This is a genomic window from Streptomyces sp. NPDC002734 (assembly GCF_040295685.1).
Taxonomy (GTDB): Bacteria; Actinomycetota; Actinomycetes; order Streptomycetales; family Streptomycetaceae; genus Streptomyces.
Genome location: NZ_JBEOVU010000050.1, coordinates 15,122 through 37,048 on the forward strand (window position 1 = coordinate 15,122; position 21,927 = coordinate 37,048).

The window sequence follows — 21,927 nt, forward strand, 5'->3', positions numbered from 1 at the left end:
GGCGCCCGGGAGGCCCCGCAGGTCATGTCGGGAGGAGGCCGGCGCCCCGGAGGCCCCGCAGGTCACGTCGGCAGCAGGTGGCCGCGGCGGGAGAGCAGGAACCTCTTGAAGGCGGCGACCGGCGGGGTGTCGGGGTGGCCGTCGAGCCAGGCGACGCCGATCTCGCGCACCGCCCGCGGCGCGGTGACGGCGAGTTCCGCGACCCCGGGCCGCGGGAAGGCCGGCGGCGGCAGCAGCGCGACGCCCAGCCCGGCCGCGACCAGGCCGCGCAGGGTCTCCGCCTCCTCCCCCTCGAAGGCGACCCGCGGCCGGAACCCGGCCTGCGCGCACAGGTCGTCGGTGATCCGCCGCAGCCCGTACCCGGTCTCCAGCGTCACGAAGGTCTCCTCCGCCGCCTCCGACAGCCGGATCCGCCTGCGGGAGGCCAGCCGGTGGTCGGCGGGCACCACCAGTCGCAGCTTCTGCTCGTCGAGGCGACGGGCCACCAGGTCGGGGGCGTCCGGCACCGGCGAGGTCAGGCACAGGTCCAGCTCCCCGCGCCGCAGGCCCTCCAGCATCGCCTCGCCGTAGTTCTGCACGAGGCTGAACCGGATGCCCGGGTGGTCGGCGCGGAAGGCGTGGATGAGCCCCGGCACCGTCTCGGCGCCCATGGTGTGCAGGAACCCGAAGGCGACCTTGCCGACCGCCGCGTCGGCGTCCGCGCGGACCTCCTCGGCGGCCCGCTCCAGGTCGGCCAGCGCCCGCTCCACGGAGGCGAGGAAGGTGCGCCCCGCGGGCGTGAGGGCCACCGTGCGGCCGCGCCGGGCGAAGAGGTCGACCCCGAGGTCCTCCTCCAGCCGGGCGACGGCCCGCGAGAGCGTCGACTGCGGCACCCGCATCTCCTGCGCGGCGCGCGTGACGTGCTCGTTGCGGGCCACGCCCGCGAAGTACGCGAGACGCGGGACGAGGTTCGTGACGATGTCTTCCACGTCACCGGTCTGTGACAGCCACTCCTGTGACCTCTGCTGATGCACCACAGGAACGATTATGGCCAGTCCGTGCATTGGACGGATGAGCGAGGCCGTTCGTACGGTCGGATCATGCCTGCTGCCAGTACCGAGGCGTCCACCCGTGTGGGCGCCGCGACCTCCGTCCCCGCCCCGCCCGTCACCCCCGCCGCCTCCCCGGACACCCGGGTCGACGTCGGCACCCCCGCCTACCGGCGGATGAGCCTGGCGCTCTTCCTCGCCGGGGTCGCGACCTTCGCCCTCCTCTACTCCACGCAGGCACTGCTCCCCCTGATCTCCGCCGACTACGGCTCCACCGTGAGCGACGTGTCGTGGACGGTGGCCGCCGCGACCGGCGGCCTCGCGCTGTTCGTCATCCCGATGAGCGCGCTCTCCGAGCGGTTCGGACGCCGCGCCACGATGACCGGGGCGGTCGCCGTGGCGGTCGGCATCGGACTGCTGGTCCCCTTCGCGCCCTCGCTCGGGGTGCTGGTGGCGCTGCGCGCGGTGCAGGGCGCGGCCCTGGCCGGGCTGCCCTCCTCGGCGACCGCCTACCTCGCCGAGGAGGTGCGGCCGCGGGCGCTGATCACCGCGGTCGGGCTGTACGTGGCCGGCAACAGCGTCGGCGGCATGAGCGGCAGGGTGCTGAGCGGCTGGGTCGCCCAGGAGTGGGGCTGGCGGGTCGCGCTGGCGGTGCTGGGCGTGCTGGCGGTGGGCTGCGCGGTGGCGTTCCGCCTGCTGCTGCCGGAGCCGAAGCACTTCACCCGCGGCTCGTTGCGGCCCGGCGTGGTCGCCCGCACCGTGCGCGACCACCTGGCGAACCCGCTGCTGCGGCGGCTGTACGCGATCGGCGCGCTGTTCATGACGGTGTTCGGCGGCGTGTACACGGTGATCGGCTACCGGCTGACCGAGGAGCCGTTCTCCCTGCCGCAGGGCGTGGTCGGCTCGATCTTCCTGGTCTACCTGGTGGGCACGGTGTCCGCGTCCGTCTCCGGACGGCTGGTCGGGCGGCTCGGCCGCCGGGGCACGCTGTACCTGTCCGGCGCGCTGACGGCGGCGGGCCTGCTGGTCTCGCTCGCCGACCGGCTGCCCCTGATCCTGCTGGGCCTGGTGCTGGTGACCGGCGGGTTCTTCGCCGGGCACTCGGCGGCCTCCTCCGCGGTCAGCGGGACCGCGCAGCACGGGCGCGCCCAAGCGGCGGCGCTGTACCAGTCCGCGTACTACATCGGCTCCAGCGTGGGCTCGACGCTGGGCGCGGTGGCCTTCCACGCGGCGGGCTGGGGCGGCACGGTGGCCGTGGGGCTGCTTGCCGTGGCCGGCGTCTCGGCGATCACCCTGCTGGGCACCCTGGCGGCCCGCCGCCCGGTCCCGGCGGCCTGACCCGGCCGCACCCCGGCCGCCTCGGCGGTCCGACCCGGCCGGCGTGCGGCCGGGTCGGACCCGCCGCGCCCCGCCGCACCTCGCCGCCGCTTCCCACCTGCGACTTCTCCCGTCCCGCAGTACGTTGTCAGTGGGCTGCGGTAGCTTCCGGAAGTGCTGGCGTTACAGGCGAAGAAGCCGAGGGGCGGGTTGTCATGACCGACGTATCCACAGCGACCGGAGCGGTGGACTCCGAGGCGATGGAGCGGTACCGCACCGAGCTCACCGGCTACTGCTACCGCATGCTCGGCTCCTCCTTCGAGGCCGAGGACGCGGTGCAGGACACGATGATCCGCGCCTGGCGCAGCCGCGACAAGTTCGAGGGGCGTTCCAGCCTCCGCTCCTGGCTCTACCGGATCGCCACCAACGTCTGCCTGGACCTGCTGTCGGCCGGCAACAAGCGGGCCAGGCCGGTGGACCTGTCCGCCGCCACGCCGCTCGCGCAGGCCGCGTTGTCGCCGCGCCCCGACCACACCTGGCTGGAGCCGGTCCCGGACGCCCGGGTGCTGCCGGACGTCTCCGACCCGGCCGAGCGGGCCGTCGCCAAGGAGTCGGTGCGGCTCGCGTTCATGGCGGCGCTTCAGGACCTGCCGCCCAAGCAGCGCGTGGTGCTGATCCTGCGCGAGGTGCTGGCCTGGCGGGCGAGCGAGGTCGCGGAGCTGCTGGACACCTCGGTGGCCTCGGTGAACAGCGCCCTCCAGCGCGCCCGGGCCACCCTGTCCGAGCGCGGCGGGGAGCGGCCGGGCGAGGTGTCCGACCCGCTGGACGAGGAGCAGCAGAAGCTCCTGGAGCGCTACGTCGCCGCCTTCGAGGGCTACGACATGGCCGCGCTGACGGCGCTGCTCCACGAGGACGCCATCATGACCATGCCGCCGTTCGACCTGTGGCTGCTCGGTCCTTCGGACATGACCGGTTTCATGACCACGGCCGGTGCGAGCTGCGCCGGCTCGAAGCTGCTCCCGGTGGAGGTCAACGGCCTGCCCGGCTTCGCCCACTACAAGCCGGATCCGGAGCGCGGCGGGTACTCCCCGTGGGCGGTGCAGGTGCTGGAGCTGTCAGAGGGGCGGATCGCCGCGATGCACTGCTTCCTCGACACGCAGCGCTTCTTCCCCCTCTTCGGTCTCGCCGGGCGCCTCGACGCCGACGGTCAGCCCGACGAGGCCGAGCAGGGCGAGTAGCGCCGGGTCGGGGCCGCGCAGCAGGACACGGCCCTGGGCCCGTCGGGCGGTGAGCATCAGCCGCGCCAGCAGGTCGACGGTGCCGAGCGAGGGCCGCCGCACCGCGCGGACGTCGCACACCACCACGGCCGCGCCGTCGGCCAGCCCGTCGCGCGCGGCGTCGCACAGCCGGGCGACGCCGTCCTTCCCGACGGGCTCGCCCGGCACGCGCAGCACGACGCTCTCCGGATCCCTCATGCACGGGTAGACCGCGTGCGGCGGCCGGACTCATCGGCGAGGCGCGGTCCCGCCCGCGCCGGGGGAACCGTTGCTCCGTCTGCGGCGGGGGATCCTCCGGCTGCTGATCCACGACATCCTGGACCACCACAGCGACCGGCTGACCGACGATGCGACCATCCTGCTGATCGAGTGGCAGCCCCGGCCCGCCTCGTCCGGCTGAGGCGCCGGACGGGGCGGGTGGCGGCCGAGGGACGGCAGCGGGACGGCAGGGTCAGCCGATGCGCTCCAGGACCACCGGCGGGGCGGTGAAGTCCGTGCCCGCGGCGGCGACGTCGAAGGCGACGTCCAGGGACTCCAGGGCGTAGGAGAAGCGCTCCGGGGTGTCGGTGTGCAGCGTCATCAGCGGGGCGCCCGCGGTGACGGCGTCGCCCGGCTTCGCGTGCAGCTCGACGCCGGCCGCGGCCTGCACCGGGTCGTCCTTGCGGGCGCGGCCCGCGCCCAGCCGCCAGGCGGCGACGCCGACGGCGTAGGCGTCCAGGCGGGTCAGCACGCCGGAGGACGGGGCGGTGACGACGTGCTGCTCGCGGGAGGTGGGCAGCACGGCGTCCGGGTCGCCGCCCTGGGCGCGGATCATGCGGCGCCAGGCGTCCATCGCGGAGCCGTCGGCGAGCGCCTTGGCCGGGTCGGCGTCGGGGAGGCCGGCCGCGGCGAGCATCTCGCGGGCCAGCGCGAGGGTCAGCTCGACGACGTCGGAGGGGCCGCCGCCGGCCAGCACCTCGACGGACTCGCGGACCTCGAGCGCGTTGCCGGCGGTGAGGCCGAGCGGGGTGGACATGTCGGTGAGCAGCGCGACCGTGTTGACGCCGTGGTCGCGGCCGAGGCCGACCATGGTGGTGGCCAGCTCGCGGGCGTCGTCCAGGGTCTTCATGAAGGCGCCGGAGCCGACCTTGACGTCCAGGACCAGCGCGCCGGTGCCCTCGGCGATCTTCTTGGACATGATCGAGGAGGCGATCAGCGGGATGGCCTCCACGGTGCCGGTGACGTCGCGCAGCGCGTAGAGCTTGCGGTCGGCCGGGGCGAGGCCGGAGCCGGCCTGGCAGATCACCGCGCCGACGTCGTCGAGGATCGCCAGCATCTCCTCGTTGGAGAGCGCGGCGCGCCAGCCGGGGATCGACTCCAGCTTGTCGAGGGTGCCGCCGGTGTGGCCGAGGCCGCGGCCGGACAGCTGTGGGACGGCGGCGCCGCAGGCGGCGACCAGCGGTGCGAGCGGGAGGGTGATCTTGTCGCCGACGCCGCCGGTGGAGTGCTTGTCGGCGGTGGGGCGGGAGAGGGAGGAGAAGTCCATCCGCTCGCCGGAGGCGATCATGGCGGCGGTCCAGCGGGCGATCTCGCGGCGGTTCATGCCGTTGAGCAGGATCGCCATGTTGAGGGCGGCCATCTGGTAGTCGGCGACCTCGCCGCGGGTGTACGCGTCGACGACCCAGTCGATCTGCTCGTCGGTCAGCTCCGCGCGGTCGCGCTTGGCTCGGATGACGGTGATGGCGTCCATGGGACGGCCCCTTCTTCGCTTCGTTGCGGTGATCTTGCCCGCGGGCCGGCCGCTCGTCCCCGGGGGCACGGAGAGGATCCGCGCCCCCGGGACGGGAGAGGTCAGGCCCCGGGGCCCTGGTGGAGGTGGCCCGGGCCGAAGGCCTGGGGGAGCATGGCGGACAGCGGCAGGACGCCCTCGGGGGTCTCCAGCAGGAGCTCGGCGCCGCCGAACTCGAAGAGGAGCTGCCGGCACCGTCCGCACGGGACGAGCACCGCGCCCTCGCCGTCGACGCACGTGAAGTGGGTCAGCCGCCCGCCTCCGGTGCGCTGGAGCTCCGACACCAGCCCGCACTCCGCGCACAGGCCGATGCCGTAGGAGGCGTTCTCCACGTTGCAGCCGGAGACGACCCGGCCGTCGTCCACGCGGGCGGCGACGCCGACCGGGTAGCCCGAGTACGGGGCGTAGGCGCGGGTCATCGCCTCGTGCGCCACCGCCCGCAGGGCGTCCCAGTCGAACGCGCCGCCCGCGGCGGCCGTCGTCCCCGTCATCCGCCCTGGCCCTTGCGGTACGGCAGGCCGTCCGCCTTCGGCATCCTCAGGTGCTGCGCGGACAGCGAGAGCACCAGCAGGGTGACGATGTACGGGCTGGCGGTCACCAGCTGGGACGGCACCTCGGAGGTGTTCGCGTACCAGAGGTAGGTCGCCGCGGCGATCACCGCGGTGATCAGGGCCGGCAGGTACCGCCTGCGCCAGGCCAGGTAGAGCGCGCCGGCCAGCAGCAGGAACGCGACCAGGAGCAGCAGGGCGTGCACGTTGCTGGTGCCGCCGCGCAGGTTGAGGCTGTCGGTGTAGCCGAACAGGCCCGCGCCGAGGGCCAGGCCGCCCGGCATCCAGTTGCCGAAGATCATCGCGGCGAGACCGATGTAACCGCGGCCGGCGGTCTGCCCGTCGAGGTAGACGTTGGACGCCACGATCGACAGGAAGGCGCCGCCGAGGCCGGCGAAGCCGCCGGAGATGATCACGGCGATGTACTTGTACTTGTAGACGTTCACGCCCAGCGACTCGGCGGCCACCGGGTTCTCGCCGCAGGAGCGCAGCCGCAGGCCGAAGGCGGTGCGCCACAGCACGTACCAGCTCAGCGGGACCAGCGCCACCGCGACCACGGTCAGCGGCGACAGGTTGGTGATCGCGCCGCCGAGCAGGCCCGCGACGTCGGAGACGACGAACCAGTGCTTCTGGTTGAGCGTGACCAGCCAGTCGGACAACCCCGGCACGTCGAAGGTGCCCAGTGACTCGATCGGCGGGGACTGCTTGGAGGAGCCCTGCGGCACGCCCTCGAAGGTGTACTTCGACAGGTACCGGGCCAGCCCCAGCGCCAGGATGTTCAGCGCCACACCGGAGACGATGTGGTTGACGTTGAAGGTGACGGTGGCGATGGCGTGCAGGACGCCGCCGATGCAGCCGCCGAGGATGCCGAAGGCCACGCCGACCCACGGGCCCCACTGGTAGCCGGCCCAGGCGCCGAACCAGGTGCCGAGGATCATCATGCCCTCGAGGCCGATGTTGACCACACCGGCCCGCTCGGCCCACAGGCCGCCGAGTCCGGCCAGGCCGATCGGGACGGCCAGGCGCAGCGCGGTGGACATCTGGCCGGTGGACGTGATGCCGTTCGCGCCGGTGATCATGCGGACGACGGAGACCAGGACGAGCGCCCCGGCGATCAGCAGCAGCACCACGGGCAGCGACATCCGGCGGCGGCCGGGCTTCGCGGCCTGCGCGGGCCGGGACTTGGCGACGGTCGCGGTACTCATCGGGCCGCCACCTCCTTCTCGGTCTTGTCACCGTTGACGGACGTGCCGGCGGCGGACGCCGCGGCAGCGGCGAGTTCCTCGCCGACGCGCTTCTGCTGGCGGCGCAGACCCCAGACGCGGACCACCTCGTAGGAGATGACGACCGCGAACACGATCAGGCCCTGCATGATCGTGGCGATCTCCTTCTCGTAGTCGTAGAAGTCGAGCTCCTGGGACGCCTTGTCGAGGAAGGCCCACAGCAGCGCCGCGAAGGCGATGCCGCCGGGGTGGTTGCGGCCCAGCAGGGCGATGCCGATCGCGGTGAAGCCGAGACCGGCCGGGAAGCTGAGGCCGTAGGTGTGCGCGTCGCCGAGCAGCAGCGGCAGGCCGGAGAGGCCGGCCACGCCGCCGGAGATCAGCATGGCGGTGAGCGTCATCCGCTTGGCGTCGACGCCGGAGGCCGCGGCGGCCTCCGGGGACGCGCCCGAGGCCCGCAGGTCGAAGCCGAACCGGGTGCGGTTGAGGACCAGCCAGTACAGGACGCCCAGGAGCACGGCGAGGAAGATCAGGCCGTAGAGCTCGCCGGTGTCGGCGCCCAGGCCGATGCCCGGGATCCAGCCGGAGGGGTGCATCTCGCCGGTCGTCATGTTGTTGCCGGACTGCACGCCCCAGGTGTCCTTCTGGGTCAGGTACAGGATGAGCGCGGTGGCGATCGAGTTCAGCATGATCGTCGCGACGACCTCGCTGACGCCACGGGTCACCTTCAGCAGGCCCGCGATGCCGGCCCAGAAGGCGCCGGTGCACACCGCGGTCAGCAGCAGCAGCGGGACCTGGAGGAACGCCGGCAGCGCCACGTGGGCGCCGACCACGGCGGTCATCATGGCGGCGAGGCGGTACTGGCCGTCGACGCCGATGTTGAACAGGTTCATCCGGAAGCCGAGGGCGACGGCCAGGGCGGCGATGTAGTACAGCGACGCCTGGTTGACGATCAGCACCTGGACGTCGGAGAAGCCGATCTGCTCGGCCATGATGACGTACGGCTCGATGGGGTTACGGCCGGAGACCAGCAGCACCACCGAGGTCAGCAGGATCGCCGCGACCAGGGCCATGACCGGCCCCGCCACGGCCAGGAGCACCCGCTCCTTGTCGAACTTCTTCATCGTGCCTCGTCCTTGGGGGCGGCGGGGGCGGCGGGAGCGGCGGAGTCCGCGGGCTCCGTGTGTTCCAGGTGGCCCGAGGCCGCGCCGGTCATCGCGGAACCCAGCTCCTCCGGCGTGACGGAGGCGGGGTCGGCGTCGGCGACCAGACGGCCGTTGTAGATCACGCGCAGGGTGTCGGACAGGCCGATCAGCTCGTCCAGGTCGGCGGAGATCAGCAGCACCGCGAGACCCTCGCGGCGCGCCTCGCGGATGACGTCCCAGATCGCGGCCTGCGCGCCGACGTCCACACCGCGGGTGGGGTGGGCGGCGATCAGGAAGCGCGGGGCGTGGCTCATCTCGCGGCCGACGATCAGCTTCTGCTGGTTGCCGCCGGAGAGCGAGCCGGCGGTGACGTCGATGCCGGGGGTGCGCACGTCGTACTGCTCGACGATGCGGCGGGTGTCGGCCTGCGCGCCCTTGAGGTTCAGCCAGAAGCCGTTGGCGTTGGGCTTCTCGGTGACGTGGCCCAGGATGCGGTTCTCCCACAGCGGGGAGTCCAGCAGCAGGCCGTGGCGGTGGCGGTCCTCGGGGATGTAGCCGATGCCGGACTCGCGGCGGCGGCGGGTGGCCCAGGAGGTGATCTCCTCGCCGTCCAGGGTGATCGTCCCGGAGTCGGCGTGCGCGAGGCCGATGAGGGCCTCGATCAGCTCGGTCTGGCCGTTGCCCTCGACGCCGGCGATGCCCAGGACCTCGCCCGCGTGGATGGTGAAGCCGATGTCGTCCAGGACGGCGCGGCCGCCCTCGGCCTCCAGGCGGAGGCTGTCGACGGTCAGGACCGGGCGGTCCGTCACCGTGGACTCGGCGGTCTCCGGGGTGGGCAGCTCGCTGCCGACCATCATCTCGGCGAGCTTGCGCGGCGTCGTGAGCTTCGGGTCGGCGGTGCCGACCGTGGTGCCGCGGCGGATCACCGTGATGTCGTCGGCGACCGAGAGGACCTCGCCCAGCTTGTGCGAGATGAAGATGACCGACAGGCCCTCGGAGGTGAGCTCGCGCAGGTTGTCGAAGAGCGCGTCGACCTCCTGCGGGACCAGCACGGCGGTCGGCTCGTCGAGGATGAGGATGCGCGCGCCGCGGTAGAGGACCTTGAGGATCTCCACCCGCTGACGGTCCGCGACGCCGAGGTCCTCCACCAGCGCGTCCGGTCGGACGCCCAGGCCGTAGCGCTCGGAGATCTCCGCGATGCGGCGACGGGCCGCGCCGCCGATGCCGTGCAGCTTCTCGCTGCCGAGCACCACGTTCTCGAGCACGGTGAGGTTGTCGGCCAGCATGAAGTGCTGGTGCACCATGCCGATGCCGCGGGCTATGGCGTCGGCGGGCGAGGAGAAGCTCACCTGCTCGCCGCCGACCGTGATGGTCCCCTCGTCCGGCTTCTGCATGCCGTAGAGGATCTTCATCAGGGTCGACTTGCCGGCCCCGTTCTCGCCGACGAGGGCGTGGACGGTGCCCTCCTGGACGCGGAGCCGGATGTCGTGGTTGGCGACGACGCCGGGGAACCGCTTGGTGATGCCCGCCAGCTCGACCGCGGTGGCCCGCTCGGTCTGCGGAGGGCTGCTGGACGCGTCGATGGCGCACACTCCTCTAAAAAAACCTGGGGGAGAAGGGCGTCCGCCGCGAGCTGCGCCCGGCGCCCCTGCCGTTCCGGGTGGCCACGGTCCGGAGCCGGGGGCCGAGGGGCCGCCCGCCTGTCCGTTCCGCGGCCGTAACGCTGCCATTGCAGCGCTCTTTTGGCCATGCCTCCCGATACCCGTACTGCAGAGGAGGCTTACCGCGTTTGATGTCGCGCGCCAGAGTAACGCGCGTAGATGTTTCGGAGAAACGATCCGGCGGGTGCGATGGAGCACCCTGCCGGAGTCATCCGGTCCGGCGGACCGACCGGCGACCGGGCCCAGGCCCGGCGCGGGGTGACAGCGCTGCGCCCCTCACCGGGGGCGAGGGGCGCAGCGCACGGCATCCCTGGGGTCAGGAGGTCTTGACGGTGACCTTGCCGTCGATGATGTCCTGCTTGGCCTTGTTCACGGCCTCCACGACCTCGGTCATGGCCTTGTACTTCGGGTTGGTGTCGGAGAAGCCGACGCCCTCGGTCTTCAGGTCGCCGCGGATGGTGCCGCTCAGCGGCTTGCCCTCGTGGACGGACTTGGCGAGCTCGTAGACCGCGCCGCCGACGTTCTTGGTGGCGGAGCCGAGGATGTAGTCCTTGTACTCCTTCAGCGCGTCCTGCGCGTACTGGTCGGAGTCGACACCGATGGCCCACACCTTGTTCTTGGCGGCCTCGGAGATGACGCCCTGACCGGAGAGGCCGGCGGCGTGGTACACCACGTCGGCGCCCTGCTCGATCTGGCCGTTGGCGGCCTCACGGCCCTTGTCCGGGCTGGAGAAACCGCCCTCCTGCGGGGTGGAGGTCAGGATCTTCTTGATGACCTTGACCTTCGGGTCGGCGGCCTTGGCGCCCTGCTCGAAGCCCGCGCCGAACTTGTGGATCAGCGGGATGTCCACGCCGCCGATGAAGCCGACGGTGTGGCTCTTGGAGGCCTTGGCGGCGGCGACGCCGGCCAGGTAGGAGGCCTGCTCCTCGCTGAAGACCATGGAGGCGACGTTCTTGGCCTCGACGGACGCGTCGTCGATGATGCCGAAGGTCGTGTCGGGGTACTTGGCCGCGACCTCCTTGATCGCCGGGCCGTAGACGAAGCCCACGCCGATGATCGGGTTGTAACCCTGCTTGGCCATCGACTCCAGGCGCTGGACCTTGTCCGCGTCGCCCTCGCCGTCGGCCGGCTCGAAGGTCTTGCCGCCGATACCGAAGTCCTTGTCGGCCTTCAGGAAGCCGGAGTGCGCGGCGTCGTTGAAGGACTGGTCGCCCTCGCCGCCGATGTCGTAGGCCAGGCCGATGCCCTTGCCGGAGTACTTGCCCGACTCCTTGTCACCGCCCGTGGAGGCGGACTTGCTGCTCTCGCCGCAACCGGCGGCGGCCAGCGCCACGACAGCGACGGTCACCGCTGCACGGGTGATCCTGTTCCTACGAGAAATGAGACGCACTGCAAGCACCCCTTCGAACTCACGGCACCGTCTCCGGCCCGCTCCGCCTTGCCGGCCCGCTCCCATGGCGAAACCGCTGCGACAGTAACGCGCGTAGAACCCCAGGGGAACTTCACTTACGCGGCTGTTATCGAACCGTGCCGAGGTCGGTCCAAATCGGTCACCCGAGGGTTACGGGGCAGTAACAGGAATGGCAGGTTCCCGGAGGTAACGGACGGAGCGCCGGTCCGTCGTCTTCGGCGCGGCGAGCGCCGTCGTCCCCGGCGCGGCGAGGCGCCGGGGACGGGCGGGGGCTCAGCGGGCGGCGTCCAGGAGGGCCGCCGCGGTGAACAGCTCCACGCCGACCGTGATCGCGTACTCGTCGACGTCGAAGTCGCCCTGGTGCAGGTCGCGGACCAGGCGGTCCCCGGGGGTGCGCACGCCCAGGCGGGCCATCGCGCCGGGGACCTCCTCCAGGTACCAGGAGAAGTCCTCGCCGCCCAGGCTCTGCTCGGTGCCCTCCACCGACTCCGCGCCGCGGCGCGACGTCATGGCGTCCCACAGCAGGTCGGTGACGTCCGGGTCGTTCACCACCGGCGGGACGCCCCGCACGTAGGTGATCTCCGACTTGGCGCGGTGCAGGGCGGCGATCTCGTCGACCGCGGCGTGCACCAGGTCGGCCGCCTCGCGCCAGGAGGCCAGGTCCAGGCAGCGGACCGTGCCGGACAGCTCGGCGCGCTGCGGGATGACGTTGGGCGCGTGGCCGGACTCGATGCGGCCCCAGGTGACCGACAGGCCGCTGCGGGCGTCCACCCGGCGGGCCACCACGGCCGGCACGTCCACCGCGATGCGCGCGGCGGCCGTCACCAGGTCGGTGGTCAGGTGCGGGCGGGCGGTGTGGCCGCCGGGGCCGTCCAGGGCGACCTCCAGCCGGTCGCAGGCCGAGGTGATCGCGCCCGTGCGCAGACCGATCCGGCCGGCCTCCACCTTCGGGTCGCAGTGCACCGCGACGATCCGGCCGACGCCCTCCAGCACGCCGTCGGCGATCGCGCCGAGCGCGCCGCCGGGCATGACCTCCTCGGCCGGCTGGAACAGCAGGCGCACCGGGCGCGGCAGGCGGCCCTGGCGGTGCAGCTCGGCCAGCACCAGGCCGGCACCGAGCACGACCGTGGTGTGCACGTCGTGGCCGCAGGCGTGGGCGCGGTCGGGGACGGTGGACCGGTAGGCGCAGTCCGTCTTCATGTCCGGGATGGGCAGCGCGTCGATGTCGGCGCGCAGCGCGAGCATGCCGCGCAGGCCCGCCTCGACGGGGGCGGACGTGCCCTCGTAGGCGGCGGTGGTCCCCTCCACGCCGATGTCGCAGACGAGTCCGGTGCCGCTCGCGAGCACCCGCGGCCGCAGGCCGGCCCGCTCCAGGCGGGTCTTGATCGCCTTGGTGGTGCGGAACTCCTGGTTGCCGAGCTCCGGGTGCATGTGGATGTCACGGCGGAAGGCGATCAGTTCGGCGCGCAGGTCGTCGGGGAGCGTGCCCGGCAGCGCGGCTCCGGGCAGCGCCGCCTCGGCGACGGTCACGGCGGCCTGCGCCACCCGGGCGCCCTCGGCCGCGGCGACGGCGGCGTCACCGGCGGCTGCGGCGGCGTCCTCGGCGGTGTCCGCCGGGTCGGCCTCGGACTCTCTGGACTTCAACTGGTTCACCCTCTGCAGGGTAGGGCTGCGGGGCGGCTTCGCGCCCGTCGATCGGCAAAAGATCAGCCCGCCGGGGGAAGAAAACAGGGCCGCCCGACGGTTGCGCGACTCCTCCTGTGGGTATGCTCGACCATTTTTCCGGCGTACCCCGAGAAGCCGCTCCGTCCGGACGTCCCGGTGCGGTGGGCCTTGTTCCACGGTTACCACGCATGGCCGAAATCACGCCGTCGCGGTCCGCCCATCGGGACGCATCCGTCGCCCCGTCAGGCGTGCGGGACGCGGTTCGGGGGACACGCGGGGGCATGGCCACTGTCACCCCACCGCAGCCCGCCGCCTCGGCGGACACCCCGCTGAAGCGGGCGCTCACCACCCCGCTGCTGTACTTCTTCATCCTCGGCGACGTCCTCGGCGCCGGCGTGTACGTGCTGGTCGGCGAGATCGCCGCCGACTCCGGGGGCGCGGTGTGGGCCCCTCTGCTGCTGGCGCTGGGTCTCGCCCTGCTGACCGCGGCCTCCTACGCGGAACTGGCCACGAAGTACCCCCGTGCGGGTGGCGCCTCGCACTACGCCAACCGGGCCTACGGGCCGTTCGTCGGGTTCGTCACCGGGTTCTGCATGCTGGCCGCCGGCATCGTCTCGGTCGGCGCGCTGGCCCGCGGCTTCGCCGGCGACTACCTCGCCGAGTTCGTGACGCTGCCGGTGGCGCCGGTGGCGATCGGCTTCCTGCTGCTCCTCGCGCTGGTGAACGCGCGCGGCATCAAGGAGTCCACCGCGGGCAACGTGGCCGCCACGGTGATCGAGGTGGGCGGTCTGCTGCTGGTCGTCGGCCTCGGCGCGTGGCTGCTGCTGCGCGGCGACGGCGACCCCTCCCGGCTCACCCGGCTGGGCACCGCCGAGCACGGGGCGGCGGGCGCGCTGCTGAGCGGCGCGGTCCTGTCGTACTACTCCTTCGTCGGCTTCGAGACCTCCGCCAACGTCGCCGAGGAGACGGCGAACCCGCGGCGCTCCTTCCCGCGGGCGCTGTTCGGGGCGCTGCTGACGGCGGGCCTGGTGTACGTGCTGGTCGGCGTGGTCGCCTCGGCCGCGGTCCCCACCGAGCGGCTGTCCGGGTCCAGCGGGCCGCTGCTTGAGGTCGTCGAGGCGGCGGGCGGCGTCCCCGGGTGGCTGTTCGGCGCGATCGCGCTGGTCGCGGTGGCGAACGGGGCGCTGCTGACCGGCATCATGTCCTCCCGCCTCACCTACGGCATGGCCCGCGACGGGCTGCTGCCGTCGGTGCTGGCGCGGGTCCTGCCCGAGCGGCGGACGCCGTGGGCCGCCATCGCCGCGACGACGGCGCTGTCGATACTGCTCGCCGTCACCGGCAGCGTGGAGACGCTGGCCTCCACGCTGGTGCTGCTGCTCCTGATCGTCTTCCTGGTCGTCAACACGGCGGTGCTGGTGCTGCGGCGGCGGGACCCCGAGGGCGAGTCGTCCGTGGGGCATTTCCGGGCGCCGTCCGTGGTCCCGGTGCTGGGCGTCGCCTCGTGCGTGCTGCTCGCGACGCAGGTCGAGGCGGAGGTGTGGGCGCGTGGCGCGATCGTCCTCTGCGTGGGCCTCGCCCTCGCGGCCCTCGCCACCCTCCGCCGCCGCCGCGAAGCCACCGCCTGACCCCGCCCCGAGCGCAAACGCCCGCCGCACGGGGGCCGCACCTCTCACCACCCCGCGCGGTACCGGGCCCCGCCAGGGGCGCGGGGAACTGCGCAAACGCCCACCGCACAGGGGCCGCACTCGCGACGGGCCTGGGTGCACGGCACCTCGGGGGTCCGGGGCGGAGCCCTGGTTTCTGGGGGTACCCCCGGCCGAAGGCTGGGGGAGAAGGGGCGGGGTGGGGGAACGGAACCGCCCGCAGGGCCCTGCCCAGGCCGCGCAGCGGCCAGGTCACGTGTGAACGGTGCCGTCGTCTCGGCCCAGGTGGAGCGAGCCGCTCGCCGCGGAGGCTGGGGCCTGCGCCCGCCCGTGCCGCCCCCTGGGCGGCCCAGCCGCCCGCAGAAGGGGCGGGCACCGCCGCTCGCAGGGGTGTGCCGCGGGGTCAGGCCGCTGCGGCGGGTGGGGTGATGGTGGTGAGGAAGCGGTGGGCGGTGGGGGTGGTGCGGGGGGTGAGCCAGGTGGGGTCTATGGGGCAGGGGGTCACCCGGGCCCCCGTGCCGGCCAGCGTGGACGGCAGGGTGTGGAGCACGGTGGAGGGAAAGCTCAGCACCGTGCGGGCGATCGGCCCGCGCCGGGCGATCAGCTCCAGCGGCAGGTCCGGCCGCACCACCGACAGCCCGCTCTCCACCGCGATCCGGTGGAGCTTCTCCGCACTCTCGCGCCGGTGCGCGAAGTACCGCCGCACCCCGTGCTCCCGGGCCAGCCGCCCCACCGCCGCCATGTACGCCTCGACGTCCACCACCCCCGTCTCGACCAGGGACGTCCCCACCAGGTCGGCCCCCTCGGTGACCGTCGGCGGCCCGAAGGCGGCCCGGGTCCAGGCGAAGTCGTTGACGGTGACCACCGCGTTCGCGGGGACCTCCGCCAGCGGCATGGCGGTGAAGATCTCCACCCGCCGCCGCTCCCGGGGCGTCAGCCGCCGCCGCGCGTAGCGGGAGACGGGCGCGAGCGCGAGCTCGCGCGGCGAGGGCCGCGCCCCGCGCCGGTGCCACCGCACCAGCGGCTCGCGCCGCACCAGTTGCGCGGTGAACTCCAGCGTGGCGGTGCCGTCGTCGACGACCACCAGGTCCCGGGCCGGCGCGATGCCCAGCAGCAGCTGCACGTAGCGGGAGAACGGGTCGCCGACGACGATCCGCTCCGCCCGCCGCAGCGGGCCGGTGAGCCCTCCGACGGTCTTGAAGGGGGCCAGCGCGCCGCCCCGGGCCTCCTCCCAGCGGACGTCGTGGCCCTCGCCGCGGGCCAGCTCGGACATCCGCCGCAGCTGGCCCCGGCTCATCGGGTCGGTGGGCGACAGGACGACCAGCCCGACGCCGCGCTCGCGGGCGTGCGCCGCCCATTCCATGACGTTGAGCAGCTGAACGGGACTCTCGACGAAGGCGAGCGTGCGCGGGCTCTCGGTGCTCACGGTGCTCATGGGCTGACCAGCCGTCCTGTCGGTGGGGTGGGGGTGGGAGGCGGCCGCTCAGACGGCGGGCGCCCGGACCTCGGCCTCGGCGACCACGCCGGCGACGCGGCGCAGCTTCTTCATCGGGCCGAGCTCGGACTCGTAGACCTTCTTGACGCCGTCGCCGAGGGACGCCTCGATGGTGCGGATGTCGCGCACCAGGCGGGACAGGCCCTGCGGCTCCACGGAGGCGGCCTGGTCGGAGCCCCACATGGCGCGGTCGAGGGTGATGTGGCGCTCGACGAAGACGGCGCCGAGGGCGACCGCGGCGAGCGTGGTCTGCAGGCCGGTCTCGTGGCCGGAGTAGCCGATCGGGACGTTCGGGAACTCCTGCTGGAGCGTGTTGATCACCCGCAGGTTGAGCTCCTCGGCCTTGGCCGGGTAGGTCGAGGTGGCGTGGCAGAGCACGATGTTCTCGGAGCCGAGGACCTCGACGGCGTGCCGGATCTGCTTGGGCGTCGACATGCCGGTGGAGAGGATCACCGCGCGGCCGGTGGCACGCAGGGCGCGCAGCAGCTCGTCGTCGGTGAGGGAGGCGGAGGCCACCTTGTGGGCGGGGAGGTCGAACTTCTCCAGGAAGGCGACGGCCTCGGTGTCCCACGGGGAGGCGAACCAGTCGATGCCGCGCTCCTTGCAGTGCTCGTCGATGGCGCGGTACTCGTCCTCGCCGAACTCGACGCGGTGGCGGTAGTCGATGTAGGTCATCCGGCCCCAGGGGGTGTCGCGCTCGATGTCCCACTGGTCGCGCGGGGTGCAGATCTCGGGGGTGCGCTTCTGGAACTTCACGGCGTCGCAGCCGGCGTCGGCGGCGGCGTCGATCAGCTTGATGGCGTTGTCGAGGTCGCCGTTGTGGTTGATGCCGATCTCACCGGTGACGTAGACCGGCTGCCCGGGACCGACCAGCCGCGAACCGAAGGCGCGCAGGCGGGAGTTGATGGCGCCGACGGACGTGAGGGTGGAGGTGGTGCTGTTCATGCGGGGGACTTCCTTACCTGGTGCGTGCGAGGTCGTGGATCGGGTGGTCGGTGCGGCCGGGGCCGGCCGGGCCGGCCGGGTCGGCGGCGGCGTCGAGGAGCGGCGCCAGCGCGCGGGCGCGGGCGAGGTCGTGCGGGTCGTCGATCTCCAGCACCCGGGCGGGTTCCGTGCGGACCAGCTCGGTGCGGCCGAAGAAGCGGTGCCGGTGGGCGCGGAAGCCCGCCGCGTCCATGGCGTAGGCGGCGCCGGTCTCCAGGAGGTCCTGGGGACGGTCCTGGCGGCGCGGCCGGGATGCCTTGTCGTGGTTCACGCCGTGCCCGCCGGGTCCGGCGGCCCGCGCCGTGGCGTCGTCGCGCCACAGGAAGCCGTGGAAGGGGGCGACGGTGACCGCGGTGTCGGCGCCGTCCTCGGCCACCGCCGCGGCGACGCCGTCGACGTCCTCGGCGGTGAGGAACGGGCTGGTGCACTGGACGAGGAGGACCACGTCGACCGGTGTGCCGGTGACCGCCTCGTGGGCGTCCAGGGCGTGCAGGACGGCGGACTCGGAGGTGGCCGTGTCCCCGGCGATGGCCGCGGGGCGCAGCACGGCCCCGGCACCCGCCTCGCGGGCGGCTGCCGCGATCGCCGGGTCGTCGGTGGAGACGACGACGTCGGTGACCAGGCGGGCGGCGAGGCAGGCCCGCACCGCGCGGACCACCAGCGGGACGCCGGCGACGGGGGCGAGGTTCTTGCCGGGGACCCCCTTGGAGCCGCCCCGGGCGGGGATCACCGCGAGGACGTGGCGGCCGGGGCCCGGCGGGGTGGTCGGGGTGTTCACAGCTCTCCCAGGCGTCGGATCAGGGGGGCCACCCGCTGCACCCCGTGCCGGTAGGCGCCGCGCGCGGTCTCCCGCACGGCCCGGCGCAGCGGGCCGGGCGCGCGGTCGGCGACGGGCGCGCCGGGCAGCGGGGCCCCGTCGGGGGCCAGGTGGTGGCGGGCGAGGATGCCGGGCAGGTAGCCCGGCGCGGTGCGGTGCGTGTAGTACGTCTCGAGCGGCGGCAGTCGGGGCGTCCGGAGCAGCTCGGCGAGGCGTTCGCGGGCGGCGTCGTAGGCGTGCTGGTAGCTGCCGTCGGCCGCCACTCCCTGGCGGGCCAGCCACTCCTCGTCAGGGACCGGCAGGTGCCCGGCGTCCAGTTCGTCGAAGGAGGCGAGGATGCCGGAGCCGGTGAAGTGGTGGTTGCCGAGCGCCTCGCGCACCCCGAGGTCGGTGAGGACCGCGGTGGGGATGCGGCGGTGCAGGGATTCCAGGGCCGCCGTCGAGGACACCGTCACCAGCAGGTCGGTGCGGTCCAGGACCTCGCCCATGTGGCCGTACGCGAGGCGGAAGTTGGACGGCCGGTCCAGGCGCCGCGCCAGCTTCTGGTAGGGCAGCTCCTCGATGTGGGTGGTGTGCTCGCCGGGCCGGGAGCGGAGCTTGAGGAGGACCTCGCGCTCCGGGTGCCGCCGGGCGTGCCCGATGAGCCGCTCCAGCAGGTACACGCGGTCCTTGCGGGTCTCCGGCACGGAGGGCTGGGCCGCGAACACCACGGTGCGGGGCCGGTCCTGTTTCTCCCCCCGGTAGGGCTCGCCGCCGAGGAAGGGCAGCGCCACCTCGGTGACGGCGTCCGGGTCGGCGCCCACGCCCTCGTACACGGCGCGGAAACGGTCCGCGTCCTGCATCGAGTTGGCGAGCACCAGGTCGGCGCCGTGGCGCAGCAGCAGGCCGTCGGCGAGCTTCTCGTAGACGACGCCGACATAGCCGGTGACGACCACCGGCCGTCGGCCCTCGGCGCGGGCGCCCCACACGTGCCGCAGTCCGTGCAGCATGGCCTGGACGCCGCCGCCCACCAGGGCGAGCACCACCACGTCGTACCGCTCCTCAAAGGCGGCGCGCAGGAACTCTGCCGCGCTCACCTCGCGCAGGGAGTCGGCCTCGACCCCGACCTCCGCGAGCTGGCGCGGGGTGGGCGTGGCGCGGCCGCGCAGGAGACGGCCGTCGAGGCGGACCTCCCGGCCGGCCGGCGCGAGCCGTCGTGCGGTGAGGGCGCCCCACTTCCACCGGGTGTCGGAGTCCGCGAGGACCACGACCCGCAGCGGAGCGGCTGCTGACGTTTGCGTAGTGCGTGCTGACACACCAGGAACGCTAGAAAGGCATTCCGAGGCCCGGCCCAACCGCACGGCAACAAACGGTGAACAGAAAGCCGCCGCGAAACCAATCGGCCGGTGGGAGCATTTCGGAGAAGGACGGTTCACGTCCTTTCCGGCCCCTGTTCACCCGGAATCCACCGAGGGATAAGAATGCGGGCCGGGCGAGCGCCTAGCGTCGAAGGCGTGGTCAAGCTCTCCGTGATCGTTCCCTTCTTCAACGTGCGGCAGTACGCGCCCGACACCCTGAGGAGCCTCGAGGCCAACACCGGACCCGACGTCGAGTTCCTGCTGGTCGACGACTGCTCGACCGACGACACCCCCGACCTGCTGGAGCGGGCGCGACGCCGCCTGCCGGGCGCACGGCTGCTGCGGCACGAGCGCAACCGGGGCATCGCCGCCGCGCGCAACACCGGACTGGAGGCGGCGCGCGGCCGGTACGTGACCTTCCTGGACGGCGACGACTGGCTCGTCCCCGGCCACTACGCGCGGCTGGTCGCGGCCATGGACGACCTGGGCTGCGACTTCCTGCGCACCGACCACGTCCGCTCCACCGGCCGCGAACGCGTCGTCCAGCGGGTGCCGCACGGGCGCCGCGGCCAGGTCATGGACCCCCGCTCGGCGATCCTGCCCGCGGACCGCTCCACCTCCGTGGACCACCCCTTCGTGTGGGCGGACGTCTACCACCGCCGGCTGGAGGAGCGCGGCCTGCTCCGGTTCACCGAGGGCCTGCACACCTGTGAGGACCGCCTGTGGACGTGGCGGATGCACCGCGGGGCCACGTCGTTCGCCGTGCTGAACCTGTACGGCGTCTTCTACCGCCGCGGCGTGGCGTCCTCGCTCACCCGCATCGGCGACGAACGCCAATTGGATTTCCTGCGCGCATTCGATCTGGTGCTCGCGGAAACCGCCGAGGACCCGGACGGGGAAGAACTCCTGCCGAAGGTCGTGCGCACCTATTGCGCGATGATGTGCCACCATCTGGCCGCCGACGCGGAGGGCAGATATCAACCGGAGGTGAGCCGGAAACTGCGCGTGCTGAGCGCCGCCGCGCTGCGCCGCATGCCGCAGGACGTGCTGGAGCGCACCCTGGACTCGATGGACGCCGAACGCGCGACCCGGCTGCGCCGGCTGCGCCGCCGCCCGGCCGTGGGAGCCGCCGCGTGACCACCCAGATCTTCCTCGCCTCGACCCTCTACGGGGCCGCCACCCTGGCCGCCGCCCTGGACGCGGGCTGCTTCGGCCAGGACGCCGGACGCCGCGTCCTGCTGGTCTCCAACAACGCCGCCGTGCCGGAGACCACCCCGGCCCTCGACGAGGCCCCCGGCTTCGCCGCGCTGCGCGGGCGCTTCGACGAGGTCCGCTCCTGGAACGAGGCGATCGCCCCGTTCCACCCGTCCGGCTGGTCGCCCCGCGAGGAGGACACCGTCCTGTGGGAGCGCCACTTCCGTCTCGCCTGGGGCCTGGGCGAGGACGACGTGGAGCTGGCCGTGGAGTCGATCCAGGCCCAGCCGGCGCTGGGGGTGGCGCAGATCTTCCACGGCGCCCCGCTGACCGTGTACGCGGACGGGCTGATGAGCTACGGCCCCACCCGGATCAAGCTGGACCCGCTGGTCGGCACCCGCGTCACCCGGGTCCTGCACCTGGACCTGGTGCCGGGCCTGCGGCCGCTGCTGCTCACCGAGTTCGGCGTGCCGGCCGAACTGGTGCCCACGGACGCGTTCGGCAAGGTCCTCGACGAACTGGCCGAGCGGGCGGACGACCCGCCCGCGCTCCCCGAGGGTCCGGCCCTGCTGCTCGGGCAGTACCTGTCGGCGCTGGACATCCTCACCCCCCAGGAGGAGGAGGACCTGCACCTGCGGCTGGTGCGCGGCGCGGTCGCCCTCGGCCACCGGTCCCTGGTCTTCAAGCCGCACCCCACCGCACCCGCCGCCTGGCACCGCGCCGTGGCCGACGAGGCGGAGCGCCTGGGCGCCGAACTGACCGTGCTGGACGCGCCGGTCCTGGCCGAGGTGCTGTTCCGGCGGATCCGGCCCGCGCTGGTGGCCGGCTGCTTCTCCACCGCGCTGCTGACCGCCTCCGCCCTGCACGGCATTCCGGTGGCCCGCACCCGCACCGGGCTGCTGCTCGAGCGGCTGCGCCCGTACGAGAACAGCAACCGGATCCCGGTGACCGTGGTCGACGCCCTGCTGCCCGACCTCGACGACGCCGACGCGGTCCGCGAGCAGCGGGCCTCCATGACCGTCGGTGAACTCGGCGAGCTGGTGCGGGCGGTGGGGTTCGCGATGCAGCCGAGGATCCACCCCGCGCTGCGCCCGGAGGCCGAGCGGTTCCTCCGGGGGCATCAGGACGCGCGGTGGCTGCGCTACTTCAAGCGCCGCCGCCTGACCGGCCTCGCCCTGCCGGGCGGCGTCCCGGACCGCCTGACCTTCCTGGCCCGCAACCGCACCCTCCGCGGCGCCGTCCGCAGGGCCCGGTCCCTGCGGGCGGCACGCCGGCCGCGGGCGCGCTGACCGGCACGGCGCGTCCAGCACGCGACGGCGCGAGGGGCCGCCCCCCCGGGCCGGGGGGGGGCGCCCGCCGCCCCGGGGCCCGGCCCAAAACCGACCCGGGGGGGGGGTGAGGGCGCGGGGGTGGGCCC

Annotated in this window: 17 protein-coding genes and 2 pseudogenes; 6 read left to right on the forward strand and 13 right to left on the reverse strand. The window is 73.6% G+C overall.

Going from position 1 to position 21,927, the window contains the following annotated elements; all coding sequences use genetic code 11:
- Positions 1-62: 62 nt before the first annotated feature.
- Positions 63-1,016 carry a LysR family transcriptional regulator gene (locus tag ABT026_RS30250; protein ID WP_351118384.1) on the reverse strand — a complete coding sequence of 318 codons (954 nt, stop codon included), beginning with the start codon at positions 1,014-1,016 and terminating at the stop codon, positions 63-65.
- A gap of 63 nt (positions 1,017-1,079) precedes the next feature.
- Here ABT026_RS30250 and ABT026_RS30255 point away from each other — a divergent pair, with 63 nt between their 5' ends.
- Positions 1,080-2,366, forward strand: a complete 1,287-nt coding sequence (locus ABT026_RS30255; protein ID WP_351118385.1) for an MFS transporter — start codon at positions 1,080-1,082, stop codon at positions 2,364-2,366.
- Positions 2,367-2,560: 194 nt separating this feature from the next.
- Entirely contained in the window at positions 2,561-3,583 is a 1,023-nt protein-coding gene (locus tag ABT026_RS30260) for a sigma-70 family RNA polymerase sigma factor (RefSeq protein ID WP_351118386.1), read from the forward strand.
- Positions 3,584-3,610: 27 nt separating this feature from the next.
- Here the strand turns inward: ABT026_RS30260 and ABT026_RS30265 are convergent.
- Positions 3,611-3,820 (reverse strand): annotated as a pseudogene (locus tag ABT026_RS30265) (STAS domain-containing protein); the annotation flags it as partial.
- A gap of 70 nt (positions 3,821-3,890) precedes the next feature.
- On the opposite strand from ABT026_RS30265, the gene ABT026_RS30270 reads away from it, so the two are divergent.
- A complete protein-coding gene (locus tag ABT026_RS30270) occupies positions 3,891-4,022 on the forward strand; it encodes a hypothetical protein (protein ID WP_351118402.1) in 132 nt (43 codons plus the stop codon).
- A 51-nt stretch (positions 4,023-4,073) separates the two neighbouring features.
- Here ABT026_RS30270 and ABT026_RS30275 read toward each other — a convergent pair whose 3' ends face one another.
- From ABT026_RS30275 to ABT026_RS30305, 7 genes are all read right to left on the reverse strand, one after another.
- On the reverse strand, positions 4,074-5,351 hold the full coding sequence (locus ABT026_RS30275; protein ID WP_351118387.1) for a thymidine phosphorylase: 1,278 nt from the start codon (positions 5,349-5,351) through the stop codon (positions 4,074-4,076).
- Between the two features lie 101 nt (positions 5,352-5,452).
- Positions 5,453-5,881, reverse strand: a complete 429-nt coding sequence (locus ABT026_RS30280; protein ID WP_108954686.1) for a cytidine deaminase — start codon at positions 5,879-5,881, stop codon at positions 5,453-5,455.
- Positions 5,878-7,143 (reverse strand): ABC transporter permease, encoded by a 1,266-nt coding sequence (locus ABT026_RS30285; protein ID WP_351118388.1) that lies wholly within the window; start codon positions 7,141-7,143, stop codon positions 5,878-5,880. Before ABT026_RS30285 ends, ABT026_RS30280 begins: the two co-directional genes overlap by 4 nt.
- The gene (locus ABT026_RS30290; protein ID WP_351118389.1) at positions 7,140-8,282 is read right to left on the reverse strand and encodes an ABC transporter permease; all 1,143 of its coding nucleotides are present in this window, start codon (positions 8,280-8,282) and stop codon (positions 7,140-7,142) included. Before ABT026_RS30290 ends, ABT026_RS30285 begins: the two co-directional genes overlap by 4 nt.
- Entirely contained in the window at positions 8,279-10,033 is a 1,755-nt protein-coding gene (locus tag ABT026_RS30295; RefSeq protein ID WP_502968084.1) for an ABC transporter ATP-binding protein, read from the reverse strand. The genes ABT026_RS30290 and ABT026_RS30295 overlap by 4 nt, the downstream gene beginning before the upstream one ends.
- A gap of 247 nt (positions 10,034-10,280) precedes the next feature.
- Positions 10,281-11,312: a BMP family lipoprotein gene (locus ABT026_RS30300; protein ID WP_351118391.1), complete on the reverse strand. Its 1,032-nt coding sequence runs from the start codon at positions 11,310-11,312 to the stop codon at positions 10,281-10,283.
- Between the two features lie 336 nt (positions 11,313-11,648).
- Positions 11,649-12,905: an amidohydrolase gene (locus ABT026_RS30305; protein WP_351118401.1), complete on the reverse strand. Its 1,257-nt coding sequence runs from the start codon at positions 12,903-12,905 to the stop codon at positions 11,649-11,651.
- Positions 12,906-13,321: 416 nt separating this feature from the next.
- On the opposite strand from ABT026_RS30305, the gene ABT026_RS30310 reads away from it, so the two are divergent.
- On the forward strand, positions 13,322-14,665 hold the full coding sequence (locus tag ABT026_RS30310) for an APC family permease (protein WP_351118392.1): 1,344 nt from the start codon (positions 13,322-13,324) through the stop codon (positions 14,663-14,665).
- Positions 14,666-15,086: 421 nt separating this feature from the next.
- Here ABT026_RS30310 and ABT026_RS30315 read toward each other — a convergent pair whose 3' ends face one another.
- From ABT026_RS30315 to ABT026_RS30330, 4 genes and pseudogenes are all read right to left on the reverse strand, one after another.
- The gene (locus ABT026_RS30315; RefSeq protein ID WP_351118393.1) at positions 15,087-16,118 is read right to left on the reverse strand and encodes a hypothetical protein; all 1,032 of its coding nucleotides are present in this window, start codon (positions 16,116-16,118) and stop codon (positions 15,087-15,089) included.
- 48 nt (positions 16,119-16,166) lie between these two features.
- Positions 16,167-17,123, reverse strand: a complete 957-nt coding sequence (locus tag ABT026_RS30320; RefSeq protein ID WP_351118394.1) for an N-acetylneuraminate synthase family protein — start codon at positions 17,121-17,123, stop codon at positions 16,167-16,169.
- A 67-nt stretch (positions 17,124-17,190) separates the two neighbouring features.
- Positions 17,191-17,940, reverse strand: a pseudogene (locus ABT026_RS30325) (acylneuraminate cytidylyltransferase family protein); the annotation flags it as partial.
- A complete protein-coding gene (locus tag ABT026_RS30330; protein ID WP_351118395.1) occupies positions 17,937-19,274 on the reverse strand; it encodes a DUF6716 putative glycosyltransferase in 1,338 nt (445 codons plus the stop codon). The gene ABT026_RS30330 and the pseudogene ABT026_RS30325, both read right to left, overlap by 4 nt.
- A 198-nt stretch (positions 19,275-19,472) precedes the next feature.
- Between ABT026_RS30330 and ABT026_RS30335 the strand changes: the two genes are divergently transcribed.
- Positions 19,473-20,453, forward strand: a complete 981-nt coding sequence (locus tag ABT026_RS30335) for a glycosyltransferase family 2 protein (RefSeq protein ID WP_351118396.1) — start codon at positions 19,473-19,475, stop codon at positions 20,451-20,453.
- A complete protein-coding gene (locus ABT026_RS30340; RefSeq protein WP_351118397.1) occupies positions 20,450-21,799 on the forward strand; it encodes a polysialyltransferase family glycosyltransferase in 1,350 nt (449 codons plus the stop codon). The genes ABT026_RS30335 and ABT026_RS30340 overlap by 4 nt, the downstream gene beginning before the upstream one ends.
- Positions 21,800-21,927 lie beyond the last annotated feature (128 nt).